Origin of the sequence: Bdellovibrio sp. HCB337 (assembly GCF_047302465.1) — a bacterium.
In the GTDB taxonomy this organism is placed as follows: Bacteria; Bdellovibrionota; Bdellovibrionia; order Bdellovibrionales; family Bdellovibrionaceae; genus JACMRP01.
In genome coordinates, this window is record NZ_CP178621.1 from 874,063 (window position 1) to 896,957 (window position 22,895).

18 protein-coding genes, 4 tRNA genes and 1 pseudogene are annotated in these 22,895 nt (G+C 46.1%); 19 read left to right on the forward strand and 4 right to left on the reverse strand.

Translation table 11 applies throughout. The features are described from left to right. Positions 1-96: 96 nt before the first annotated feature. Positions 97-351 (reverse strand): hypothetical protein, encoded by a 255-nt coding sequence (locus ACLWBB_RS04185; RefSeq protein WP_413290320.1) that lies wholly within the window; start codon positions 349-351, stop codon positions 97-99. A gap of 49 nt (positions 352-400) precedes the next feature. On the opposite strand from ACLWBB_RS04185, the gene clpB reads away from it, so the two are divergent. The 12 genes and pseudogenes from clpB (at position 401) to ACLWBB_RS04245 (ending at position 15,710) form a co-directional block, all read left to right on the forward strand. Continuing rightward, positions 401-2,989 (forward strand): ATP-dependent chaperone ClpB, encoded by a 2,589-nt coding sequence (clpB, locus tag ACLWBB_RS04190; protein ID WP_413290321.1) that lies wholly within the window; start codon positions 401-403, stop codon positions 2,987-2,989. A 279-nt stretch (positions 2,990-3,268) separates the two neighbouring features. Then, positions 3,269-4,357, forward strand: coding sequence for a hypothetical protein (locus tag ACLWBB_RS04195; RefSeq protein WP_413290322.1), 1,089 nt, complete (start codon positions 3,269-3,271; stop codon positions 4,355-4,357). Between the two features lie 125 nt (positions 4,358-4,482). After that, positions 4,483-5,115 (forward strand): riboflavin synthase, encoded by a 633-nt coding sequence (locus ACLWBB_RS04200; RefSeq protein ID WP_413290323.1) that lies wholly within the window; start codon positions 4,483-4,485, stop codon positions 5,113-5,115. Then, positions 5,112-5,732 (forward strand): annotated as a pseudogene (gene ribB, locus ACLWBB_RS04205) (3,4-dihydroxy-2-butanone-4-phosphate synthase); the annotation flags it as partial. The gene ACLWBB_RS04200 and the pseudogene ribB, both read left to right, overlap by 4 nt. A gap of 11 nt (positions 5,733-5,743) precedes the next feature. Then, complete coding sequence (gene ribH / locus ACLWBB_RS04210; RefSeq protein WP_413290324.1) at positions 5,744-6,256, forward strand: 6,7-dimethyl-8-ribityllumazine synthase; 513 nt, start codon at positions 5,744-5,746, stop codon at positions 6,254-6,256. 9 nt (positions 6,257-6,265) lie between these two features. Beyond that, positions 6,266-8,557 carry a sensor histidine kinase gene (locus ACLWBB_RS04215; RefSeq protein WP_413290325.1) on the forward strand — a complete coding sequence of 764 codons (2,292 nt, stop codon included), beginning with the start codon at positions 6,266-6,268 and terminating at the stop codon, positions 8,555-8,557. Continuing rightward, complete coding sequence (locus tag ACLWBB_RS04220) at positions 8,554-9,924, forward strand: sigma-54-dependent transcriptional regulator (RefSeq protein ID WP_413290326.1); 1,371 nt, start codon at positions 8,554-8,556, stop codon at positions 9,922-9,924. Before ACLWBB_RS04215 ends, ACLWBB_RS04220 begins: the two co-directional genes overlap by 4 nt. Next, a complete protein-coding gene (proS, locus tag ACLWBB_RS04225; protein ID WP_413290327.1) occupies positions 9,924-11,426 on the forward strand; it encodes a proline--tRNA ligase in 1,503 nt (500 codons plus the stop codon). Before ACLWBB_RS04220 ends, proS begins: the two co-directional genes overlap by 1 nt. Positions 11,427-11,491: 65 nt before the next feature. Beyond that, positions 11,492-12,289, forward strand: a complete 798-nt coding sequence (locus ACLWBB_RS04230; protein ID WP_413290328.1) for a substrate-binding periplasmic protein — start codon at positions 11,492-11,494, stop codon at positions 12,287-12,289. Positions 12,290-12,339: 50 nt separating this feature from the next. Continuing rightward, the gene (locus ACLWBB_RS04235; protein WP_413290329.1) at positions 12,340-14,466 is read left to right on the forward strand and encodes a zinc-dependent metalloprotease; all 2,127 of its coding nucleotides are present in this window, start codon (positions 12,340-12,342) and stop codon (positions 14,464-14,466) included. 9 nt (positions 14,467-14,475) lie between these two features. Beyond that, positions 14,476-14,886: an alternative ribosome rescue aminoacyl-tRNA hydrolase ArfB gene (gene arfB, locus ACLWBB_RS04240; RefSeq protein WP_413290330.1), complete on the forward strand. Its 411-nt coding sequence runs from the start codon at positions 14,476-14,478 to the stop codon at positions 14,884-14,886. Positions 14,887-14,894: 8 nt separating this feature from the next. Next, positions 14,895-15,710, forward strand: coding sequence for an enoyl-CoA hydratase-related protein (locus tag ACLWBB_RS04245; RefSeq protein ID WP_413290331.1), 816 nt, complete (start codon positions 14,895-14,897; stop codon positions 15,708-15,710). Here ACLWBB_RS04245 and ACLWBB_RS04250 read toward each other — a convergent pair whose 3' ends face one another. The 3 genes from ACLWBB_RS04250 to ACLWBB_RS04260 all read right to left on the reverse strand — a co-directional run bounded on the left by ACLWBB_RS04250 (position 15,711) and on the right by ACLWBB_RS04260 (position 19,747). Continuing rightward, positions 15,711-18,263: a S8 family serine peptidase gene (locus tag ACLWBB_RS04250; protein ID WP_413290332.1), complete on the reverse strand. Its 2,553-nt coding sequence runs from the start codon at positions 18,261-18,263 to the stop codon at positions 15,711-15,713. Positions 18,264-18,467: 204 nt separating this feature from the next. Then, a complete protein-coding gene (locus ACLWBB_RS04255) occupies positions 18,468-19,154 on the reverse strand; it encodes a Fic family protein (protein WP_413290333.1) in 687 nt (228 codons plus the stop codon). After that, entirely contained in the window at positions 19,154-19,747 is a 594-nt protein-coding gene (locus ACLWBB_RS04260; RefSeq protein ID WP_413290334.1) for a hypothetical protein, read from the reverse strand. The genes ACLWBB_RS04255 and ACLWBB_RS04260 overlap by 1 nt, the downstream gene beginning before the upstream one ends. Before the next feature lie 108 nt (positions 19,748-19,855). On the opposite strand from ACLWBB_RS04260, the gene ACLWBB_RS04265 reads away from it, so the two are divergent. The 7 genes from ACLWBB_RS04265 to ACLWBB_RS04295 all read left to right on the forward strand — a co-directional run bounded on the left by ACLWBB_RS04265 (position 19,856) and on the right by ACLWBB_RS04295 (position 22,866). Further along, the gene (locus ACLWBB_RS04265; RefSeq protein ID WP_413290335.1) at positions 19,856-20,746 is read left to right on the forward strand and encodes a LysR family transcriptional regulator; all 891 of its coding nucleotides are present in this window, start codon (positions 19,856-19,858) and stop codon (positions 20,744-20,746) included. Further along, the gene (gene pyrF, locus ACLWBB_RS04270) at positions 20,743-21,462 is read left to right on the forward strand and encodes an orotidine-5'-phosphate decarboxylase (protein WP_413290336.1); all 720 of its coding nucleotides are present in this window, start codon (positions 20,743-20,745) and stop codon (positions 21,460-21,462) included. Before ACLWBB_RS04265 ends, pyrF begins: the two co-directional genes overlap by 4 nt. Beyond that, positions 21,449-22,336, forward strand: a complete 888-nt coding sequence (rlmB, locus tag ACLWBB_RS04275; RefSeq protein ID WP_413290337.1) for a 23S rRNA (guanosine(2251)-2'-O)-methyltransferase RlmB — start codon at positions 21,449-21,451, stop codon at positions 22,334-22,336. Before pyrF ends, rlmB begins: the two co-directional genes overlap by 14 nt. Positions 22,337-22,437: 101 nt before the next feature. Further along, positions 22,438-22,513: transfer RNA gene (locus ACLWBB_RS04280), tRNA-Thr, on the forward strand. A gap of 29 nt (positions 22,514-22,542) precedes the next feature. Next, a tRNA-Tyr gene (locus ACLWBB_RS04285) sits at positions 22,543-22,628 on the forward strand. 78 nt (positions 22,629-22,706) lie between these two features. Beyond that, a tRNA-Gly gene (locus ACLWBB_RS04290) sits at positions 22,707-22,783 on the forward strand. An 8-nt stretch (positions 22,784-22,791) separates the two neighbouring features. Beyond that, positions 22,792-22,866 (forward strand) — tRNA-Thr (locus ACLWBB_RS04295). Positions 22,867-22,895 lie beyond the last annotated feature (29 nt).

Consider the following 22,895-nt stretch of genomic DNA (forward strand, 5'->3'; position numbering starts at 1 on the left):
AAATGGAACCAACTGAAACGGCATTTAAAAGAATCTGACGATCCTGGGGCTCGGCTAAAGGACCAAATTGCGGTCCCTGTGTTTAAAGCTTAGTCACTAGTCAATTTCGATGAAGCGGCACTGAGCGATCATGCCGGTGATGTTATAGTCATGCTCTTGCTGAGCCTTGCGGTGTGGAGCCGTGTTATATCCCAAAGTGCAGGACTCGTTTTTTGAATCAAAATGCGAACAGTCTTCGCATGATGTACGGAAGTCATACTTAAGATAATCTTGTGGATTGATAGCGTCCTTCTTTATGGAAGGGCGTATGCGTTTTGGGTGAAATTTTGCGCCAGGTTTACCACTAGACATTGACAAGCTCCAATTAGGCCTCATCCTTAATTACAGGACGGAGGAGTGCATGAGCAACGATATAGAGAAAATGACGCGTAAAAGTCAGGAGGCCATGCAGGCCGCTGCCCAAAACGCGGAAAATCGCGGAAATCCCTCAGTGGAGCCCGAACATTTGCTCTTAGAATTGCTCCAACAATCTGAAGGGATTGTGCCTCGAGTATTCGAAAAGCAGAACCTCAATGTGAAGTCCATTATAGAGGACCTAAAAGCAAAAATAGACAAGCTTCCGAAGGTCAGCGGAGCTGGGCAAAAGATATTTGCCAGCCAACGCTTACAAAAGCTCTTTACGGTCGCTGATACGGTCTGCAAAGACTGGGGTGATGCTTATATTTCGACAGAGCATTTCTTGCTAGCGATGTTTGGTTTGGGTGACAGTGACCTTCAGGCCTTATTTAAAAAACATCAAATTAAACATGATCCGACAGTTCAGGCCCTCCGTGAATTAAGAGGTAACCAAAAAGTGACAGACGACAATCCAGAAAATAAATACGAAGTTCTCACTAAATACGCGCGTGATCTGACAGTTCTTGCTGCTGAAGGTAAGTTGGATCCTGTCGTTGGGCGCGATGAAGAAATTCGTCGGGTCATTCAGGTGCTTTCACGCCGTACAAAAAACAATCCTGTATTAATTGGTGAACCAGGTGTGGGTAAAACCGCCATTGCCGAAGGCTTGGCAGTACGAATTCTTAAACAAGACGTGCCGGAAAACTTGATTGGCAAAAAGCTCATGTCTTTGGATATGGGGGCCTTGGTTGCTGGTGCGAAATATCGTGGTGAATTCGAGGACCGCTTAAAAGCTGTCATCAAAGAAGTCACTTCTAGCAATGGCCAAATCATTTTGTTTATCGACGAGATCCACAATCTGGTAGGTGCGGGTAAAGCCGAAGGCGCCATGGATGCTGGGCAATTATTGAAACCAGCCTTAGCGCGTGGCGAGCTCCGCTGTATCGGGGCGACGACTTTGGATGAATACCGCAAGTACATCGAAAAAGATGCGGCGCTTGAGCGTCGTTTCCAAACTGTGCTTGTGGATGAGCCCAGCGTTGATGACGCCATCACCATTTTGCGTGGCTTGAAAGAAAAGTACGAGCTTCATCATGGGATCCGTATCATGGATTCAGCATTGGTGTCGGCGGTGAAGTTGTCGCACAGATATATTCAAAATCGCTTCTTGCCAGATAAGGCGATCGATTTGATCGACGAAGCTGCCAGCAAATTGAGTATTGAAGCGAAGAGTGTGCCTGAAGAAATTGACAAGATCGAGCGTGAGCTCATGCAGTTGCGTATTGAAAAAGAAGCCCTCAAAAAAGAAAAAGATGAGGGCGCTAAAGACCGTCTGCATGTGATTGAAAGTGAAATCAAAGACCTTTCTGCAAAAAATCAGCAATTGCGCGAGCAATGGAATTTTGAAAAAGGCGGCATCGAGCAAATTAAAAAAACCAAAGCCGACATCGAGGAAGCTAAAAACCTCATTGCCAAAGCAGAGCGCGAAGGCGACTTGGGTAAAGCGGCTGAGCTGAAGTACGGTCGTTTGCCAGACATGGAAAAAAAGCTCAAAGATTTTGAATCCCGTGGGCAAAAATCCGCTTCAGAAACACGCATGCTGAAAGAAGAAGTCAGTCCCGAAGATGTGGCCGAAGTTGTCGCAAAGTGGACTGGTATTCCAGTTTCAAAAATGCTTGAAAGTGAGTCGCAAAAACTTTTGCATATGGAAGAAGACCTTAAAAAACGCGTCGTCGGACAGGATCATGCATTGACGGCTGTGGCGGATGCTATTCGCAGAGCCCGTGCCGAGATTTCGGATCCAAATCGTCCGATCGGTACGTTTATTTTCCTAGGTCCAACAGGTGTCGGTAAAACCGAAACTGTAAAGGCTTTGGCGGAATTCCTATTTGATGATGAGCAAGCTGTGGTTCGTATCGACATGAGCGAATACATGGAGAAGCACGCGGTCTCAAGATTAGTTGGAGCTCCTCCGGGATATGTTGGGTACGAAGAAGGCGGGCAGTTAACTGAATCCGTTCGTCGTAAACCCTACAGTGTCGTACTTTTAGATGAAGTCGAAAAAGCGCATCCAGATGTGTTTAATATCCTATTGCAAGTTTTGGACGACGGTCGTTTGACCGATGGCCAAGGCCGTACCGTGGATTTTAAAAATACCGTGCTGATCATGACATCTAATATTGGTTCACACGCTTTGATTGACCCAAGTCTCAGCGAGGCTGAAAAGCAAACCGCCGTGACTGAAGCTATGCGCGAGCATTTCCGTCCAGAATTCTTAAATCGTATCGACGAAGTCGTGATGTTCAAGGCTTTGGGTGAACAGCAAATCGCAGGCATCGTTAAGGTGCAGTTGAGTTTGGTGACTGAGCGCTTGAAAGCAAAGAAGATCAACATCGAGTTCAAAGATGCTGCGATCAATATGCTGGCGAAGAAGGGTTACGATCCAATTTACGGAGCTAGACCTTTGAAGCGCGTGATTCAAAATGATCTTTTGAATCCCCTCTCAAAACAAATCATTGCCGGTGATATTCGCTCTGGGGACCAAGTGGTTGTTGAGGCCAATGGGTCCGGACTAGTCATTCAGAAAAAGTAGATTTTCATTTTACTGATTCCCCTGAAACCCAGGCCTGGCTTAAGGTCTGGGTTTTTTTATTACGTGCAAAAAACATCGCCAGTAATTTCAACACTGGACCGTTGATTCAATTCGTTACCATTTTTATTTTTTTGGATTCAGAAAAACTTTTGGACGTTTCTCCATCGACTCGACTTTGGTGCGAAAAAGTCCTCAACTGCGCCAAAAGTCCAGCCGAAGAGTCTAGTGAGCAACAATGAACCACCATCGCGACCAATGTAAACTTTTATGGAGGAACAGATGGGACCACAAAAAACTATTAAGAACCTAGTGAAAGCCGGAGTTTTGCTTTCGACAGCAGGTTTGATGATGGGAAATCAGTCTTGTGAGCAGAAGGCCGCTCCGCAAAGGGAACTGAAGCGTATCGTAGAGATGGGCAAGATTACAGCTCCATCTATTACTTTGCCTCAGGGCGGTTCTTTTGATTTCCAGTACGTCGCAAATCAACAAGTCTATGGAGTTTTGCAAAAGAGCGAGCACTTTGCTCTAAGATATGCGCCTCCGGTTGTTGAAGTACCGACAACAAATGCTAATGGCGATACAAAATTTTTCAACGTCACTACGAATGATAAAGTGATGATGAAAGCTTTTGCTTCGAATTCAGGTGCTTCAGAAAAGCCTCAGTACTCTAAAGACGCCGAGTGCTTGATCAACTTACCAAACGCGCGCATTGCGGGTTCGGTGAACGCTTTTGAAATGATTGGCGGTGCCGGAGTACAAATTGGTTTCAATGCTGCGGGACCTATTGATGTCTCGGGCTTGACCGGTCTTGGCTTCAGCATCGAGTGGGCACAGTTGGCTCTTAGTATGATGGCGACTCATCCATTGACGAACGGTTTACTTGCTGGCGGCAATGTGACTTCGAATCAGACGAAGACAAAAGTGAATTTCACTTTGGATGTTGGCGCGTTCTCTGTTGGACCAAGTGCTTACTATCAAACGCCACTCGCAAAAGTGACTGAGAGTGCTTTGACCAAAGGTGTGAATACGATCTATGACGGTTTGAAATCCAAAGAAGAATGGTACAGCCGTGTTTTGATGGATCATGACTCTCACTTGGTGATTTTGGGTGGAACAAACGTGAATGCCAAAGTCGGTGACCAGTTCAGTATTTACAACGAACTTTATTACTGGGAAGGCGATCCTTGTAATTCAAAATATTATGGTGGTGGAGCTGCAACTCCAGTGGCAACGATCGAGTTGGACTGGGTTGGGGACGAAGTTTCCAGAGGGAAAGTCGTAACTCAAACTGATGAGAATCCTGTTTTGGGTGCGAAGGTAAAAATCCTTAAACTGGTGCCTGACACGGCTGCCAAGACTGCTAAGTAAGCTTTAGGCGTACTTGGAGCCTATAAAATCGAAAGAATCCTAAAAAGGGGGCTTAAAAAGAGCCCCCTTTTCTTGCCAAGTGCCTGTAAAGAGTGTAGTTTCCGGCCCATCAAAGGGGCCTTTTTATGTTTTCAGGGATCGTCGAGGCTGTCAGCGAAATTAAAAGCTCTCAAGAGCTGGCAAATGCTTTTCGCATTCAAGTTGAAAAACCACACGAGTTTAATGATCTGCATTTGGGTGACAGTGTTGCCTGTGATGGCGTGTGCCTGACCGTAGAGGCCTTTGATGAGCAGCAAATCACGTTTACACTGGCTGCGGAAACGATCAAAGTTCTTCGCTGGAATCCACAAAGTTGGATCGGCAAAAAAATGAATCTTGAAAGATCTTTGCGATTTGGTGACCGTATTCATGGTCACTTGGTCACAGGCCATGTCGACAGCCTTGGTGAAATAACTCGTGCCGAGGCCGAAGGAGAATCTTTCTTCTTGGACGTCAAAGTAGCCTCTTCTGTTTGGCCATTCATTTGGAAAAAAGGCAGCATCACCATCAACGGTGTGAGCCTGACTGTAAACGACGTGAAAAATGCGATCGTTGAAGTTTGTTTGATTCCTGAAACTTTAAAACGTACGAACCTGGGAATGTTACAACCAGGAATGTTTGTAAATATCGAGCCAGATTACATGGCCCGAGCTGTCGTGGCTGCCGCCCAAAGCTGGAAAGCGGGCGAGACCGGCGCATCTTTGGGGGAGAAGCTGTGAGTTTTGATTCCATCCAAGAATTAATCGAAGATATCCGTCAGGGAAAAATGGTGATTCTCGTTGATGACGAGGACCGTGAAAACGAAGGCGACTTAGTGCTCGCTGCGGATCATGTGACTCCTGAAGCTATCAATTTCATGGCTCGAGAGGCGCGCGGTCTGATCTGTTTGCCGCTCATGCCTGAGCAGATCGATCGTTTAGAACTGCCGCAAATGGTGCGTGAAGAGTTTAATAAATCTTCTAACAAAACAGCGTTCACTGTCAGCATCGAAGCTGCAGAAGGTGTAACTACCGGAATCTCTGCGGCAGATCGTACTCGCACAATTCGTGTAGCGTCGAATCCAAATGCAAAAGCTTCGGATGTACATATGCCTGGACATATTTTTCCGATCCGTGCACGCAAAGGTGGAGTTCTTGAAAGACCTGGACACACTGAAGGCAGCATTGACCTTGCGCGCTTAGCGGGACTGAACCCCGCAGCTGTGATCTGTGAAGTTATCAACGATGACGGCACAATGGCACGTGTTCCGGATCTTCGTCTTTTTGCAAAGAAACACAATCTAAAAGTCGGCACCATCGTCGATCTGATTAAATACCGCATCTCAACGGAATCTCTGGAGGCAAATAAATGAAACAAGGCACTCTCAAAATCGGAGTCGTTACCGCTCGCTTTAACAGCGAAGTCACTGACAAGCTCGAAGAAGGCGCTCTCAGTTATCTTGAAGAATTTGATCTAGAAATTTTGGCGGTAAAAGTGCCGGGTGCTGTAGAAATCCCGTTGGCATGTAAAGCTTTGTTCGATATCGGTTGTCATGGTGTCGTCGCCCTTGGCGCAGTTATCCGTGGCGAGACTTCTCACTACGATTATGTTTGCAACAGCGTAGAGCGCGGCGTAACAGCTTTGATGCTCGAATATAAACGTCCTATTGGCTTCGGTGTCTTGACCACAGAGAACGATGAGCAAGCTATGGACCGTGCTGGTGGTAAACATGGCAATAAAGGGGCTGAATCAGCTCAGGTCGTCATGGAAATGATGGGTCTTTTAGAAGATCTTGAGCAAGAAGGCGGCAAAAAAGCCACACCTGCAAAGACGGCAAAAAAGTCCGTAAAAAAGCCTACCAAGAAAGCAAAAAAGAAATAAACTTATCTAATGGCCGACAATAAGAAATCTGTCGAAATCGAAAATGAGATCCGTGAAGCAAAAGTCGTGGATCTTTCTCCAAAGATGGAGCAAAGAAAACGTCGTCGTGAAATCCTGACGATCGCGTTGTTGTCTCTTCTTGTTTTCTTTTTGACCTGGTTCGAGATCCGCATTCTGACAACCAGTAAGCAACTACCATTCGTTCACAGTATTTTCTTCTTCGGCCTTGTGAACTTTAACATCATCCTGTTATTGCTTCTGATCTTCCTGATCTTCCGAAACATCGTAAAGGTGTTCGTGGAAAGACGGGGAAAGATCTTTGGCAGTAGTTTGAAGGCCAAGCTGATTGCGGCGTTTGTAGCATTCAGTACCGTTCCAACTTTGTTGATGTTCATCATCTCGGTGTTTTATATCAACTCGAGTTTCGACAAATGGTTTAGCGTGAAAATGGTGGGGGTTTTGAAAAGCTCCCTAGAAGTGACCAACGCCTACTACGCGGACGCGAAAAACAAAAACTATCACTTTGCCCATCAAATTGCGGCTCATATCCAAAAGCAAAACAGTCAGCAAGCGATCCAGAAAAACCTCAAGCAGCTTCGTAAAGAGTATTCTCTGGATTCCGTCGAGTACTATCCGTCGCTCTTTCAAGGACGCTTGCATGCATTTGCTGAAGACGACAATATTCCACCGATTCCACCAGTATCCCTTGAGTTCTTGCAAAAGGGCGTCAAGGGCCATCGTGAAGCCAGTACCATCCACCAATTTGGTGAAGGAAATCTCGTACGCGTGATCGTACCAGTGAAAGAGGGCAGCGATCGCGGGGCGGTTGTGGTCTCAAGTTTCGTACCTTTGTCGTTGATTTCAAGAATGAACGACGTCGGTACGGCTTATGAGGAGTTCCGGGATATCAATCCGTTGGAATATCCGCTCAAGTCCATTTATCTGATCATCTTGTTCTTGATCACCTTTGTGATTCTTTTGGCCGCGACTTGGTTTGGTTTCTACTTGGCAAAACAATTGGCGGTCCCCCTGGTGCAACTGGGTAAGGCAACCTTGCGAGTTGCGGGCGGGGATTATACCCAAAAGATTTCTGCGGGCTCAGGCAGTGAAGAGATTTCGCTCCTGATTACCTCATTTAATAAAATGACCGAGACTCTGGAGCAATCCGAGCGTGAGGTTAAAGAAGCCAATCTGAATTTGCAAAAAACCTTGCAGGATTTGGATCAGCATAATCGTTATATCGAGGTTGTGCTTGGTAACGTGAGCACTGGCGTGATCTCTGTTGGTAAGGACGGCCAGGTGACGACTTTGAATCGCCACGCAGGCGATTTGCTGAAGATCGATCCAAACAAATACATCGGTCGTCCTGTGCGTGAACTTCTGACTTTGGAATACTTCCGAACGTTCTCGGAACTTCTAAAGACCATGCAAGATCACAAGATCGAAAATATCCAAAAAGAATTCCACGTGAACGTTCAGGGCCAGTCGATTCCTCTGCAAATGAATCTTTCTATCTTGAAAGATGAGAAAGGCTCGGAGATCGGTAAGATCCTGGTATTTGATGACATGAGCCCGATCGTGAATGCGCAAAGAGCAGCGGCATGGACCGAAGTGGCTCGTCGTATCGCACACGAAATTAAAAACCCGTTAACTCCGATTAAGCTTTCAGCGGAACGTCTGCAGAGAAAGTTCGGAGCGCAGGTGACGGATCCTGCTTTTGGTGAGTGTACGAATATGATCATTCACCAAGTGGATGACTTAAAGAAAATGGTGAATGAGTTCAGTCAATTTGCTCGTTTGCCACAGAGTAAGCCTGTGACGGGAGTGCTGAATAAAGTTATCGACGACTCTTTGACGATGTTCAGACAGGCCCACCCTCAGGTTCGTTTTACTTTCCATCCAGATGCAGATTTGCCTGATTTTAAGTTCGATCCGGATCAGATTCGTCGCGTGTTTGTGAATTTGATTGATAACTCGGTGGCAGCTTTGAATAAAGAGACAAACCCCGAGATCGAAGTAACCACTCGTTACGACAGCGATTTGAAAATCGTACGTCTGACAGTGACTGATAATGGCGAGGGCATTCCTGCCGCAGATCGTGGCCGCATTTTCGAGCCTTATTACAGCACGAAAGAGGGCGGAACCGGATTAGGTTTGCCGATTGTGAAAAGAATTATTGAAGACCATAACGGGTTCATTCGCGCGACTGCCAATGAACCTAAAGGAACTAAAATGCTGATGGAACTTCCGGTCAACGAAGTCGACGCTTGGAAACCATCGAAAGCAGGGAACAAAGTATGAGCGAGAACAAAAACTACAAAATTTTAATCATCGACGACGAAGCTCCTATTCGTGAAGTCTTAAGTGCTTCATTGCAAGACGAGGGCTACACGGTCTCCGCTGCTCACGACGGCGTGTCTGGTTTACAGGCCATTCGTCAATTCAACCCTGACATCGTTTTTCTAGATATCTGGATGCCTGGGGATTTGGATGGGATTCAGGTTTTAAACCAAGCGCGCAAAGAATTCCCAACTGTTGATTTTGTCATGATCTCTGGTCACGGGACGATCGAGACCGCAGTGAAAGCAACGAAGCTTGGTGCTTGGGACTTTATCGAAAAGCCTCTTTCCATGGACAAGATCAGCATTATCATTTCGAATGTTCTTAGCTATCAAGCTGAAAAAGAAGAGAAGGTTCTTCTTTTGAACAAACTTCGCAGAAGCATTGCCCTGATTGGTGAAGCTCCGGCGATCATGGCCACTAAGCAGATCATCGCAAAGATGGCACCGACACACTCGTGGATTCTAGTTACGGGTGAGTCTGGCGTTGGTAAGGCTTTGGCCGCGCAAAACATTCACTATCTCAGCACGCGTGCTGGGAAAGCGTTTGTGGATATCAATTGCGGAACTGTGCCGGAAGATCTTCTCGAAAGCGAAATTTTCGGGATTGAAAAAGGCGCGATGCCTGGCGTGGACAAAGTTAAAAAAGGAAAGCTGGATCTAGCACAAGGTGGAACTTTGTTCTTGAATGAAGTTTCCTCTCTGACTCCGGAAGTGCAGCACCGTTTGGTCCGTTTTTACGAGACAAAATGTTATTACCGTGTGGGTGGTTCTGAAGAGATCCGCAGTGATGTTCGTATCATTGCGACAACGACAAAAGATCTCGAGAAAATGGTTAAAGAAGGCCGCTTCAGCGAAGATCTTTACTACAAATTAAACATCATTCCTTTCCGTATGCCGACACTACGTGAGCGTCCGGAAGACATCCCAGTTTTATCTTCGTTCTTCAGCGATCATGTTGCTCGTGAAGGCGGCTACATGAAAAAGGCTTTCTCTGCTCAGGCGATGGAAGCCATGATGAAGTACGAATGGCCTGGAAACGTGCGTGAGCTAAAAAACTTTATCGAGCGTGTTTACATTCTGACTCCAGGCGAGTTCGTGGATTTGCATGACGTGCGTTTTGCGGGTCTTATCGGCAAAGCCGATGAAAAAGCGAATGCGGATGTAATGTCGACTTTCCGTGAAGCCCGCGCTCAGTTTGAAAAAGAATATCTTTTGAAGAAAATTGCTGAAAACGGCGGCAACATCAGTAAGACCGCGGAAGTAATTGGGCTTGAAAGAAGCTATTTACATCGTAAGATTAAGTCCTACGGCATCGAGGTATCATAATGTCACAAACAGCTATTACTCCAACACGTGCGCAAAATTATCCAGAATGGTATCAGGAGGTCATCAAGGCCGCTGACATGGCTGAGAACTCTCCCGTTCGTGGTTGTATGGTGATTAAACCGTGGGGCTACGCGATCTGGGAAAACATGCAGAAGGTTCTCGATGGCAAGTTCAAAGAAACTGGTCACGTGAATGCTTACTTCCCACTCTTGATTCCACTCAGTTTCCTCGAGCAAGAAGCAGAGCACGTAGAAGGCTTCGCTAAAGAATGTGCGGTGGTTACTCACCACAGATTGAAAGCCGGCCCAGATGGTAAATTGATTCCTGACGGAAAACTTGAAGAGCCATTGATCATTCGCCCAACAAGCGAAACGATCATCGGCCATCAATATGCAAAATGGGTAAAATCCTATCGTGATTTGCCAATTTTGGTGAATCAGTGGTGCAACGTTATGCGCTGGGAAATGCGTACGCGCATGTTCCTTCGTACTGCTGAATTCTTGTGGCAAGAGGGTCACACTGTTCACGCGACTGCGGAAGAAGCCAAAGAAGAAACTCTGAAAATGCTCGACGTGTATGCTGACTTTGCAGAAAACTACATGGCGATTCCTGTAACTAAAGGAATGAAAACTCCGGATGAAAGATTCCCGGGCGCTGTAGATACATACACAATCGAAGCAATGATGCAGGATAATAAGGCTTTGCAGTCTGCAACGTCTCACTTCTTGGGGCAGAACTTCGCGAAAGCTTCCGGCATTAAGTTCCTCAGCAAAGAGGGTAAAGAAGAGATCGCATGGACGACGTCTTGGGGGATGTCGACTCGTATGATCGGTGGCCTTATCATGAGCCATAGTGATGATGATGGCTTGGTATTACCTCCGAAAATAGCACCACTTCACGTGGCGATCTTGCCGATCTACCGTAATGATGAAGAGCGTGCGCAAGTACTTGAGTACGTAAATTCATTGGCAAAAGAACTTCGCGCTTCACGTTTTGATGGCCAGGCCATCATCGTGAAAGTCGATGATCGCGATATGCGTGGTGGTGAAAAAGCATGGCAGTACATCAAGCAAGGTGTACCAGTTCGTGTAGAAGTCGGTCCTCGTGATATGGCTAAAGGCGAAGTTTTCGTCGGTCGTCGCGATAAAGGTGTTAAAGAAAAGTCGGGAATGGCTCGTACAGCCTTTGTGGAATCCTTGCCGAAGATCCTTGAAGAGATTCAGCAGAATATCTTTAACAAAGCCAAAGCACATCGCGATGCTAATACTAAGAAAATCGAAAATCTTAAAGACTTCGAAGCCTTCTTTGGCGGCGATGCCGAGTCTCAAGCGGGCGGTTTTGCTATGGTTCACTGGAATGAAGCGGCAATGGGCCATGAAATTCTAGCGAAGTTAAAGGTGACTCCTCGTTGTATTCCATTGGAGGGACCTGAAGAGGCGGGCACTTGCATTTTCACTGGTAAACCGTCCAAGCGCCGAGTGATTTTCGCGAAATCGTACTAAACTTTCTAGCGTCAACAAGAAGTTATTTGCTACCGCCGAGGGCTTCATGGCTTAATGAGAGAGCTATGAAGCTTTTGTGCTTTCTTATCATTATTAGCGTCAGTTCTGCGGCAGTAGCGGTAGAAAGAGTCGAGTTTGCCACCCACTACGACCATCCGCCTTTTATTCTGGATATCAAAGACCAAACGGGTTTGGTTTTTGATCTGGCCAACTATCTTTCAAAACAAAGCAAGGGCCGCTACGAGTTTCAAGTCACCTTTGTTCCGCGGGAACGCCTGCAGAACTATCTGGTAAAAAAGCAAAAAGTCGTCATTCCTTTCGTTAGTCCCAAGTGGTTTGATGACGTCGATCAGAGCCGGTATTTGTGGACTGGCATTTTGCTGATGGATCAAAATGTTGTGGTCACCCTGGCAAAAAAGAAATTTGAATACAAAGGCCCGGACTCCCTGACGGGAAAAACCATGGGTTATGTCTTGGGGCACAAAATGCCCGCGATCGAGCCCCTCGTGAATCAAGGAAAGATCAAAAGGGAGGAAAGCCCCTCCATGATCGGAAACTTCAAAAAGTTGGTGGAAGGCCGGGTGGATTTCGTCGTTACCGGTGAAATGATTGCAAAAGACCTGATCGCCAGAGAAAACTGGCAAATCCGCCTGAGCATCTCCAAAGAGCCTATCGACGTTTTCGAACGCCGAGTTTTGATATCGCCGCACAGTGAAGTTGGCCTGCAAAAGTGGCTCAATATCGAATTAAAGACCCTGATGAGGTCCCCTCGGTGGAGGACATTTTTAGAGCGTTACAATGCACAAAATCTTTCTATTGCCGTTCCAGAGGAATCGGATCGAAAACCTGCCAAAGTCGATTGACACCCTCCTAAAAACCCCCTAAACAGAACAACAATTTCCGAGGGGGAAATGTGAAAAAACTATTGGGCCTTCTAGTACTTAGCTTGTCATTGGCAGCTTGTACAAAATCCGAAAAAGAAATCGTTTACAAAAACCCACCAGCAGACGCTTTGGAATCTTTCTCTGCAGCTACTTGCACGAAGAAAAATTGCATTAAGATCGAAAAAGCCAGCTTGAACAAAACCTTCATGTTGTTGGTTTCTGGAAAAAGCAACAGCGGCGCTCCACAATGGTTGGATGCAAACCCTGCAGTTGTCGTTTTCCAAAAAAGTGGCGGCCAAGTTGGTTTGTTCTCTGTCAGCGTAGATGCAATCTATGGAGCTGACGATGCAAAAGAACTCATTCAAAGCTTTGACGTTCTTGATGAGGACGCAACTTCAGTAACATTTGACTGGGGTTCAGGTCTGAATACTTTGCGTAACGATGAGTCTATGCAGATCGAGGCCGAGCTAGATCCTGCCGCTCCAAAACGTACTTCTGTCAGCATTTTGAGTTCATTCGTTCAAAAAGTGAACGTGACTTCTGAATACATTGAAGTTGTTCAAGTCGCTAAAGTTCAGCAGTCTGCGATCAATACTCGTAAAGAGAACCCTTTTGACGAAGAAGACAAAGGCAAACCTAACTTCGACGTGACAGAGTCGACTCTGAACTTGAACGTTCAGCTTTTGCCTTACAAGTTGGACCCAGGATTCCAAGCAAAAGAAAGCGATGCTTCTAAGACGGTCGGTTTCTTTATTGCTCCTGTTGCTAAAGAGCACCTTGGTGACGAGAAAAAGTTCTTGATCACGAAGTGGGATATCTCTCCAGGAAAAGAGCCTGTACGCGTGTTTGTTTCTGCAAACACTCCAGCTGAATACCTAGATGCAGTCAAAGACGGTATCCTTTATTGGAACAAGGTTTTGGGCTTTGAAGGTTTGAAAGTAGAACTTGGCGGCGATGATCGTACAGTACCTCCAGTTCATTCTATTATGGTTCGTTGGATTCCATGGGATGATGCTGGTTTCGCATATGCCATGGGCCAAGCAGATCCTCTGACTGGTAAATTCATCCGTGCCCAGGTGTTCATGACTTCAGCGTTTGCAATGACTAAAGGTCGTGGCAAAAGAATGACTCCGGTTTTGAACCCAATGGCAGCTTGTGATTTCTCTAAAGCCTTCACTGCTATGGAAGATCTACGTCCTGACAACCCGGTTGATGTGCGTATTGCTAACGACATGCTTCGCTCGGTAGTGGCTCACGAAATTGGTCACGTGATGGGGCTTCGTCATAACTTTGCGGGTTCTGCAAGCACAAGCCTAACTGGTTTGGATGTTCTTGGTTTGGTTAAAAACTATCTCTTGGATGCGGCTCATGCTGGTGCTTTGACGGCAACAACCGTGATGGATTATATCACTGGCCAAGAAGAAGTTCTGCTTGGAAGCTACATCAGAAACAATCCACTTCCATACGATCAAACAGCTTTGCAATGGGCATATTCGACAGACGACAAGATTCTCGAGACCAGCACTGCAAAGTACTGCTCTGACGAAGACTTAATCATCAGCGGTAGCCGTGACAAAGTGGTGATCTATGATTGCCAACAATTCGATGCGACCGGTGGTCCATTCGCAGCTTTGCTCAACACTCACTTGCGTTTGCGTAACACAATTCTTTCTAGAAAGTTGGATGATGTTCTGGCGAAGGTTTTCCCTGCGGAAACTCCAGGATTCATCAACTCTTTGGATCGTGTATTGAATGAAAACCACGGTGTTCTTTCATTGGACGGTTTGAAAACTCAAATCGGCTACTACAAGAAAAAAGACGGCGTAGTCAGCCTTGATAAATGGCGTAACGACATCCAGCGTGGCTTTAAAACGGACAGTGACCCAGTTTTGGATCTAAACCTTAAGGCGGATTTAGAACAAGTGGGCGGTATGAACGGCGTGAAGCAGTACCTGACGCCAGCAGCGGGTTGGACGGATGCTGATTTGCAAAAGGTTTTGACTGCGATCAACACGGGCAAAGGCGTGATTAAAGGACGTGCTTACGTTCTTGCGCCAGAGCAAAAAGCTCGTTTGATTCAGTACTTTACTGACGAGGCTCAATACCTCCAAACTCAGTTGCAAAAAGAATTGGACGAGTTGTTCCAAGGCCTCTAAGATTAGCTCATGAGTATTCATGAGCGAGTTTCCAAGCTGATTCCCGAGATTTCATTCGAATTCACCCGCAGCCGCGGGGCCGGGGGTCAGCATGTGAACCGCACAGAATCTGCGGTCATTCTTCGCTGGAACCTGGTCGAAACCCAGATGTTCTTCGGCCCTGAAAAAGACAGGCTTCTACTAAAACTCGGCTCTCAGCTTAATAAAGAGGGCGAGTTATTGATTCGCGCTGAAAACTTCCGCGACCAAGACAGCAACCGCAAAGAAGCCCTCCGCCGCTTCGAAGAGATCCTCGAAAAGGCGCTCTTCGTCCCTAAGAAACGCATCAAAACCAAACCGACAAAATCGTCTCAGCGCAAGCGCTTGGATTCCAAGAAAAAGGATTCCAATAAAAAGCGCATGCGTAGCGAGAAATGGTAGGATCTGACATGGATTTTTATTCTCAGCAATTTCCCCAGCTTTTAGTTCAAAAAAAGTCGAACCAGCTTTGGTTGACCCTGAACAATCCAGACCAAAGCAACGCGATCACTTACGAAATCATCGACTCTCTCGGAAAAGTTCTAAAACACGCAGATTTTGATCCTGAAATCCGTGTGATCGTGATTACCGGAGCGGGCAAAAACTTCTGCTCGGGCGGTGATATCAAAGCGATGGCAGAAAAAACGGGAATGTTCCAGGGCGAAGGCAACGAGCTTCGCATGCGTTACCAGCAGGGGATTCAGCAGATTCCAAAAACCATCGAAGACATCTCAACTCCGATCATCGCCATGGTGAATGGCGCAGCGATTGGTGCGGGCTGCGATCTAGCAATGATGTGTGATATGCGCATCGGAACCACGTCCACAAAGTTCGGTGAAACTTTCACAAAAATCGGCCTGATTCCCGGAGATGGTGGAACCTTCTTCCTTCAACGAGTTGTGGGTTATGCAAAAGCGATGGAAATGACTCTAACAGGGGATCTTTACGAGGGCCAAAAAGCCAAAGACTGCGGTTTACTCAATATTCTGACGGACGATACTCAGCTTCTGGCGGAGACAGAAAAGCTTGCAGCAAAAATCGCTGCAAACGCACCGGTCGCACAATCCATGGCGAAAAAAGCCATGAAGATTTCTTACTTGCATGATTTGCAGACGTCATTGGATTTGTTAGCAGCTTTTCAAGGAATTACGCAGAGAACTCAGGATCACTTCGAGGCTTTGGAAGCCGCTAAAAACAAGCGACCTCCAAGCTTCAAAGGTCAGTAACTACATTGCAAATACGCCTTCGCAACGTGGTTTTACAAATCGCCCAGCGGCTTTCGGTTGGGTGATTTCACCTTTAGACTTGCCCCAAGTTTTGATGCCGTCGACAAGCATTTTTACTGTAATCATTGGAGTCAGAGCACTAGAGCGGCTCATGGCCATAACATCGTTAATGATCTTTTCGGGTGTAAAGCTTGGGTGATTGTAAACCTGATCACTAGTAATATTCTCTTTAGCCATTCTTTCAGCAACATAGCGAGCAATCACGCCTGTCACTGTTGGTGTCGCCATCGAGGTTCCAGACATATTAGCGCGATTGATAGGGTCTTGAATGTGGTTAAGAACAGCCAGGGATCCTGGTAACTCCAACATGAATTTCATGTCCACCATGCCCTTGCCCATTTTTTCAAGTCTCTCTTCTAGTGGGAGATCTTTCTGATCTTTGCTTTCAATTTGTGACATTGTTATTAGTAACAAATTCAGCTTTTGGAGTTTTTGTCGAACGATCGTCTCAGCTGCGGACTCAGACTTTGCTGGTACCGAGGAATGAATTTCTTCGCCTGTTGAAAAAATCTGCGGAATATTAGGGTCCAACAAAATATTTGTAAATGGTGTCAATGTTCCATTCGGATTGATACTCGCAACAGCCAAAACGTTTTTAGCGGTGTTGTTAGGGCTTGGGTTTAGGCCACGTTCTTGCGCAATTTTAATCAAACGCGTAGACGTAATTCCCACAGGGAATGCAGATTTAGAGACGCCATCAATCCAACCACCATCATTTCCCGTCGCAATCATAAAGAGAGTGCCCGGAGCCTTTTCTTTGATTGTCTGACCAATTTTAAAGCGAGCGAACTCACTGAAAATGTCCTCAACCATAGACGCCTTCTTCTGGCTTAAAGAATGATTCTTTTGGAATGTTGTGCCCAAAGAAACATTGGCTAATTTCACTTGGTCTTTTCCTGCGGCTTCCACGGCGTTCAAAACGTCTTGGATGAAAACGGCATTCAGCGCATTTTTATTTAAATACTTTTTAACTTCACTGACGATGGTAGAATCAGCCAGTTTAAGATTGCCGTACTCTCGAGCGATTTCAGCCTTCAATGGCTGATAGTAGGGCGACTCCATAAAGAGCTTCACCTCTGCTAACATCTTGTCGATGATTTGTTTTTGGCGATCTTTTGCAACATTGATTGTTTGAGTCGTTACACGAATAGGGACGATACGAATATTTGGATGTTGTTTTGCGATCACGCCAGAAACGTGGGTTCCGTGGCTGTTGTCGTTACTTTCTTTTGCGATATAGGGATGCTTTGTTCTAAAAACGTAACGACGTAAGTCAGAACGCATTTTCGTGTAAGCCACAGGATCTTTTTCAATGCTGATCAAGTTCTCAACGACATTCGCGAAGATCTCCATTTGAAGCTTGTTTTTCTCGAGGACCAAGCGGTCTTTCTTGTCCAAGTCAGTTCTTTTTAAGAGAGTCTCAAGCTTAGCCACTTGCTCCGCTTGGTATTTTCTAAAGGCGTCCGCAAAGCTCATGTCTTGATATTCTCGGTTGCTTTTAAAGAGCCTTTCTAATTTACGAATAGGGTCGTACATATCAGCGCCAAGGACGACAAATTCCATGGCTTTTTTGAGTTCGTCTGGAAATCTGTCTGTGTCTTCTTTAACGTCGTCTTTTCTTTCAAGAGTGTTTTTAAACTCGACAAAGAGAGCAATGCGCTTAGTGAAATCCATCTCTTTATCCAGAGTTTCATAAGTCTTAGTCAGAAGCTCAATGAAGCGGTCACCATGCTCGATGTTTCCAATATTTCTGAGTGCGTCCGGCGTATGGTCGTCGGTCATTGAGTTCCAAGAATTTTGGATGTTCAGAATGCTCTCTTTCTTGCGGCCTTCAGCTGGGGTTGTAGCTGAAATGAGTTCGCCTTTGGTTTTATTTTCCGCGTAAGACTCCAAATATTCTTTAGGGTTACGTTTTTCATATTCGAAGCCAAGAGCTGTAAAACTATCGCGGTTCAGCTTTGCGAACAGACTTGCTTTCAAAAGAGGATCCGCTTGAATCCCTTGCATGATCAAATCCCGGAAACGATTGTTCATTTGTTCTAAAATTTGCAGCGGGGACTCTGGTGGAGTAACGATGCGGCCGTCACGCAAAGCCTCGGCGCCAAACGCAAACAAAGTTGGGTCCACCAAAACGTGAGAGCCAAAACGGCCTTCACCCATGATGTCGTAACCCGCGCCTACGATGCGGCCGTCTTCAATGCGGTAGTCGATTTGGTTAATAAGATCCGTATGAGCAACGTCCACACCGCTGTCGATCACGGCGACTTTCAGAAGATCTTTTCTTTGCTGGTCTTTTTTCACGCGCTCGACGATTTTTTCCTGATTCTTCAGAGGAATTTCGCGCATCTGACTGCGGATCCACTCAAGTTGTTTAGGAAACTTTTTGTCCCAGAAGGTGTCTTTTGGGTTTTGGGAGATCAAAGGATCACAGGCTGAAATCCAAAATGCTAAACCCGTAATCGCGATATTTAGACCCAAAATATGCTTTTTCATAGACTCTCCTGGGGGCTCCAGCGGGCTCGGGAGCTGAGACCCATTCTCAGTCCTAAGTGCTTGAAGTTCCGCTAAGACTCCATATTGCGAGACCCATTCCAGCCTGGGTGGTCCCTAAATTTCAGCTGGAACAGGAAAGTTGTCTATGGCTTGGGACGGAGACCAAATTGGGCATGCTTTGTTCCTACCACGGCGGGTGTCCCGCTAAGCTTTGTCTAAAACCAGCTCATAGCTGAAACACACATTTTTGATTAGTTTTGAAATCGCATTCCCAGGGGTTGCTAAGGCTCGTTGATCTGAGAATCGGCCCATTAAGGAATCCAATCTGGTCTCGAAACTCATAGGTAAGTAGCCATGAAGATTCAGGATCCAATCTCCGAGGAGTGCCGCGGTTCGACCGTTGCCATCGACGAAGGGATGAATGCTGACAAGGCTATACTGAGAGAGAGCCGCTGCGATGAGGGGGCTTGAGTGATTTTCTATTTTTAAAATCTCGTCATTAAAGTGACGGACACTTTCTTCCAACCATTCGACAGGACAAGCTTGGTGTGGACCTATGTAGATGGGAACTTTTCTAAACTCTCGAGTTTCGCTGCCTAATAAAAGAGAATTTATTTGAAGGATATCTTCCCAAATAGGAGCGTGTCCCTCTTGGATTTTTTGCGCAACGTACGCATTTGCTTTCTGCCATGACTCGACAGTTCCGCGAGAGAGATTTCCCGAGGCCTTAAGGCGAAACGGGGCCATGCGCCCCATTCCTGCAAGCCACTTTTCAGAGGACAATTCGGAGGTCTCCTGGCAGAGGCGTTCTAAAATTACCTCGTGCTCTCGAATCTTTTCGGACTCGAGAGCTGTTGGTTTTTCTAAAAGACGAGCCAAAAATGGATTCATTATTGAAAAACAACTTCCGTCATTGGAACTGAGTAGGCTTCAGAAGACCATTGTTGATTTTGTTGATAGGTCTCAAGAATTTCGATGTTTTGAGATCCAAGATTCAGGTTCATGGTGATCTTTTGTTTTCCACCGATGAACAACTCATATTTTTCATGGAGGCAATGGGTGCGAGTCGAGTTACAGCCATAGATTTGGTACGTGCTTTCGTTGTCTTCGCTTGCGTCCATCAAGTCTAAGAGCACACCGCCGTCGTCGCCAGCAAGGTCCATAGCTGTTTTGTATTTTTGACCGTTGTACTCATGAGTATAGTCGTCGCTCTCAAAATAGAGACGGCCTGTCATTTCACCATGAAGTCTGTTTTGGTACTCAGGAGTAAAAGGAGTTTGCTCCAGTTTCAAATAGATATAGCCCATGATAACTGTGCCGTCTTTTTCAGTCATGCGGGCTGGGTTTTGAGTTTTTAAAACAAAATTTTTCGCAAATTGCTTTTCGATGGTTGTGGATCTTGCCAAAGCCGTTTGTGGAAATGTGATAGTACTCGCCATGCCTGCTGTAAGGGTCAGAACGCTTGCTAACAATTCTTTTTTCATAAATTCTCCAGGGGGTTGGTTGTGTGCGGCTTTTATAAGCGATTCTGAATTAATACAAAAATAGAATATAAGTTTTATTTATATATTAAATTGATATAAACTCTGTATATGGTGAACTGGAACTTCTTAGAGACGTTTATAATTTTAAGTGAAAATCTCAGCTTTAGCGAAACAGCCAGAGTCTTGAATACGGCCCAGCCTGTAATTTCTCGTCAAATAAAAACTCTGGAAGAGTCCTTGGGATATTCTTTGTTTTTGCGAACAAAAAAGAGGGTTTTATTATCTCAAGAAGGGCAGGATTTAAAACTGCGGCTGTCACCACTGGTGGATGAAATCCGCACGCTTCTTCTTGAAAAACAAGCCCCAGGTCAGCTCATGCGCGGAACTATTCGTATTGGCAGTATGTACGAAGCCGGAGAGAAAATTCTTTTCCCTACTATAGCCAAATGTATCGAGCAAAACCCGGGGTTACAGATTCATACGACCTTGATGCCGACGACGACCGCTAACGAAATGATCTTGAAAGGGCTTTTGGACTTCGCCTTTGTCTATCAAGTGGCGGATCGTAAATCGATCAAGGCTTTTCCGGTCTATTCAGACCTTCCCGTGATGGTTGTGGATAAAAAAGTGGCAAAGTCATGGGGTCAGCGAGGCGAGATCCTCATGATCGGCTACCGGGAACGGGATCTTTACACAGAGCACTTTCTCGAAAGACATCTTTCTAAGTCTGATCTTAAAAAAGTTCGTATCGTTGCGAGCGTCAACTCTCATGCGAAGATGCTCGAACTTGTGCGCAAGCAAAACTTGGCGGCGGTGATGCCCTATACAAGTGCAATAGAGGCTGAAAGCAAAGGGCAGGTCGAAGTCGTCCTGCGTGATAAGAAGGTACAAGAGCTTTACATCATATGTAATGAGCAAGTCCTGATTGATAAAAAGAAGAAAATGTTTTTAGACTTTATTCTCAAAGAGTTCGCCAAAAAGTCGCAGGAGCAAGCATGAAACTCAATCAAAAATCCCAGCCGATGTTGAATCCAATTATTGCAGCTCTGGATGTTGATACTCGAGAGCAAGCCCTGAAACTCGCGGATGAGTTGGCGGATGTCGTCGGCGGTTTTAAAGTCGGCCCAAGACTTTGCCTGAGATATGGCCAAGAGCTTGTCAAAGAAGTCGCAGCCCGCGGACCTGTCTTTATTGATAACAAACACTTCGACATTCCCTCGACGATGGAGGCGGCAGTTCGTGCAAGCTTTGAGGCGGGGGCAAGTCTTGTGACAGTCCATGCACTTTCCGGTCGCGAGGCTCTTAGTAAAATGGCGGCTCTGGAAAAAGAGCTTAGTCAGAAACGTCCTTTTCGTATCCTTGCGGTGACTATTCTGACTTCTTGGGATGAACATTCGGTTCCGGGAGTTCTCAAACAACAACCTATTTCTCAACATGTAGTAGAGCTTGCGGATCTGGTGATTTCCTCGGGTATGACGGGGGTTGTGTGTTCTCCTCATGAGCTGGATCTTTTACAAAATAAGGGTCTCTACCTTGTAACTCCGGGGATTCGTTTTAGTATGGATTCCCTTGGAGATCAAAAGCGAGTGATGGGGCCTTACGAGGCGATCAAAGGCGGCGCTTCCGCGCTGGTTGTCGGTCGTCCCATTATCGAATCTAGAAATCCTCGTGAAACTGCAACTGACTACGTGATGGCTCTATATGAAAAAAAATAATTCAAAATTCGGCGGCAAATCTTCTCAATCTCAAAGACCTCAGCAAGGTGGCAAACCGCCACAACGTGGTGGTGCTCCTCAGAAAGGTGCTCCTGCACAAAGAGGCGGTGGTGGCCGTGAATTAGAAATTCCCAAAGAATGGCGTCCAGTCATCGGCACTCACGCAATCAAAGAAGCATTGAAAGTGCACCCTAAAATGGGGAAAATTCTGTGGCTTCGTCAGGGCTGGGAATCTTCAGCGGATCTTCGTGAGATTCAAGAGCTCACTCAAGCGGCTCGTATTAAAATCGACAACAAACCAGAGTCCGTCATCGACCGTTTTGGCTCTTCCCATCAAGGCGCGGTGCTTTTCATGAATGGCGCACCGACCCTTTCTGTCGATGGCTTGGAAAACTTCGAAAAGTCGATATTGCTAATCTTGGACGGTATCGAAGATCCCCACAATTTGGGCGCGATTCTCAGAACCTCTTGGTTGATCGGCGTGCAGGGTGTTTTAGTGCCTGAAGATCGGGCAGTGGGCTTGACTCCAACGGTTCACAAAGTGGCTTGCGGAGGCGCAGAACACGTCCCAGTTGTTGAAACCACAAACTTCACTAACTATGCGGAAGACTTCAAAAAAATGGGCTATTGGATCTACGGTCTGAGCCCTCGTGGTAAGAAGTCTATCTTTGAACTAGACCTCCCGGAAAAAGTCGTGTGGGCAATCGGCTCTGAGGACAAGGGCATGAGAGTCAACACTGAAAGACTTTGTGATGAATTAGTGTACATTCCGCAAAGCAGTGCAGCGGCGAGTTACAACGCCTCTGTAGCTACTGCTATGGCTCTGACGGAGACCCTCCGACAACATCAGAATTCCAAGCCTAGAAAAAAATAAGTCGAAATCGAATAATACCCTTTGACTGCTATGGGTTGTTTTTTGTACAAAGTTTCGGTTGATAAATTCGACTTATTAACTATTCGTATTTGTCAAAAGGTGCTGGTTTAGCTCAATTGGTAGAGCAGCTGATTTGTAATCAGCAGGTTGCGGGTTCGAGTCCCATAACCAGCTCCAAGTTTTTTGAAGTGAACGTTCTTAAGAACGGACAGGTGCCCGAGTGGCTAAAGGGGACGGACTGTAAATCCGTTGTTTCACAACTACGAAGGTTCGAATCCTTCCCTGTCCACCATCTAACAGCGTTTAGTTCAAAAAACTTGAGGGAGTGTGACGCGCAAGCTGGCACATTCGTTCGGGGCGATCGAGTCGGGCGGGAATAGCTCAATTGGCTAGAGTATCTGCCTTCCAAGCAGAGGGTTGCGGGTTCGAGACCCGTTTCCCGCTCCAAAACTAAGGCCCTTGTAGCTCAGTGGTAGAGCGCACCCTTGGTAAGGGTGAGGTCGTCGGTTCGGCTCCGATCAAGGGCTCCATCAAAAATGAATAAAGTTTTTGAAGTAGT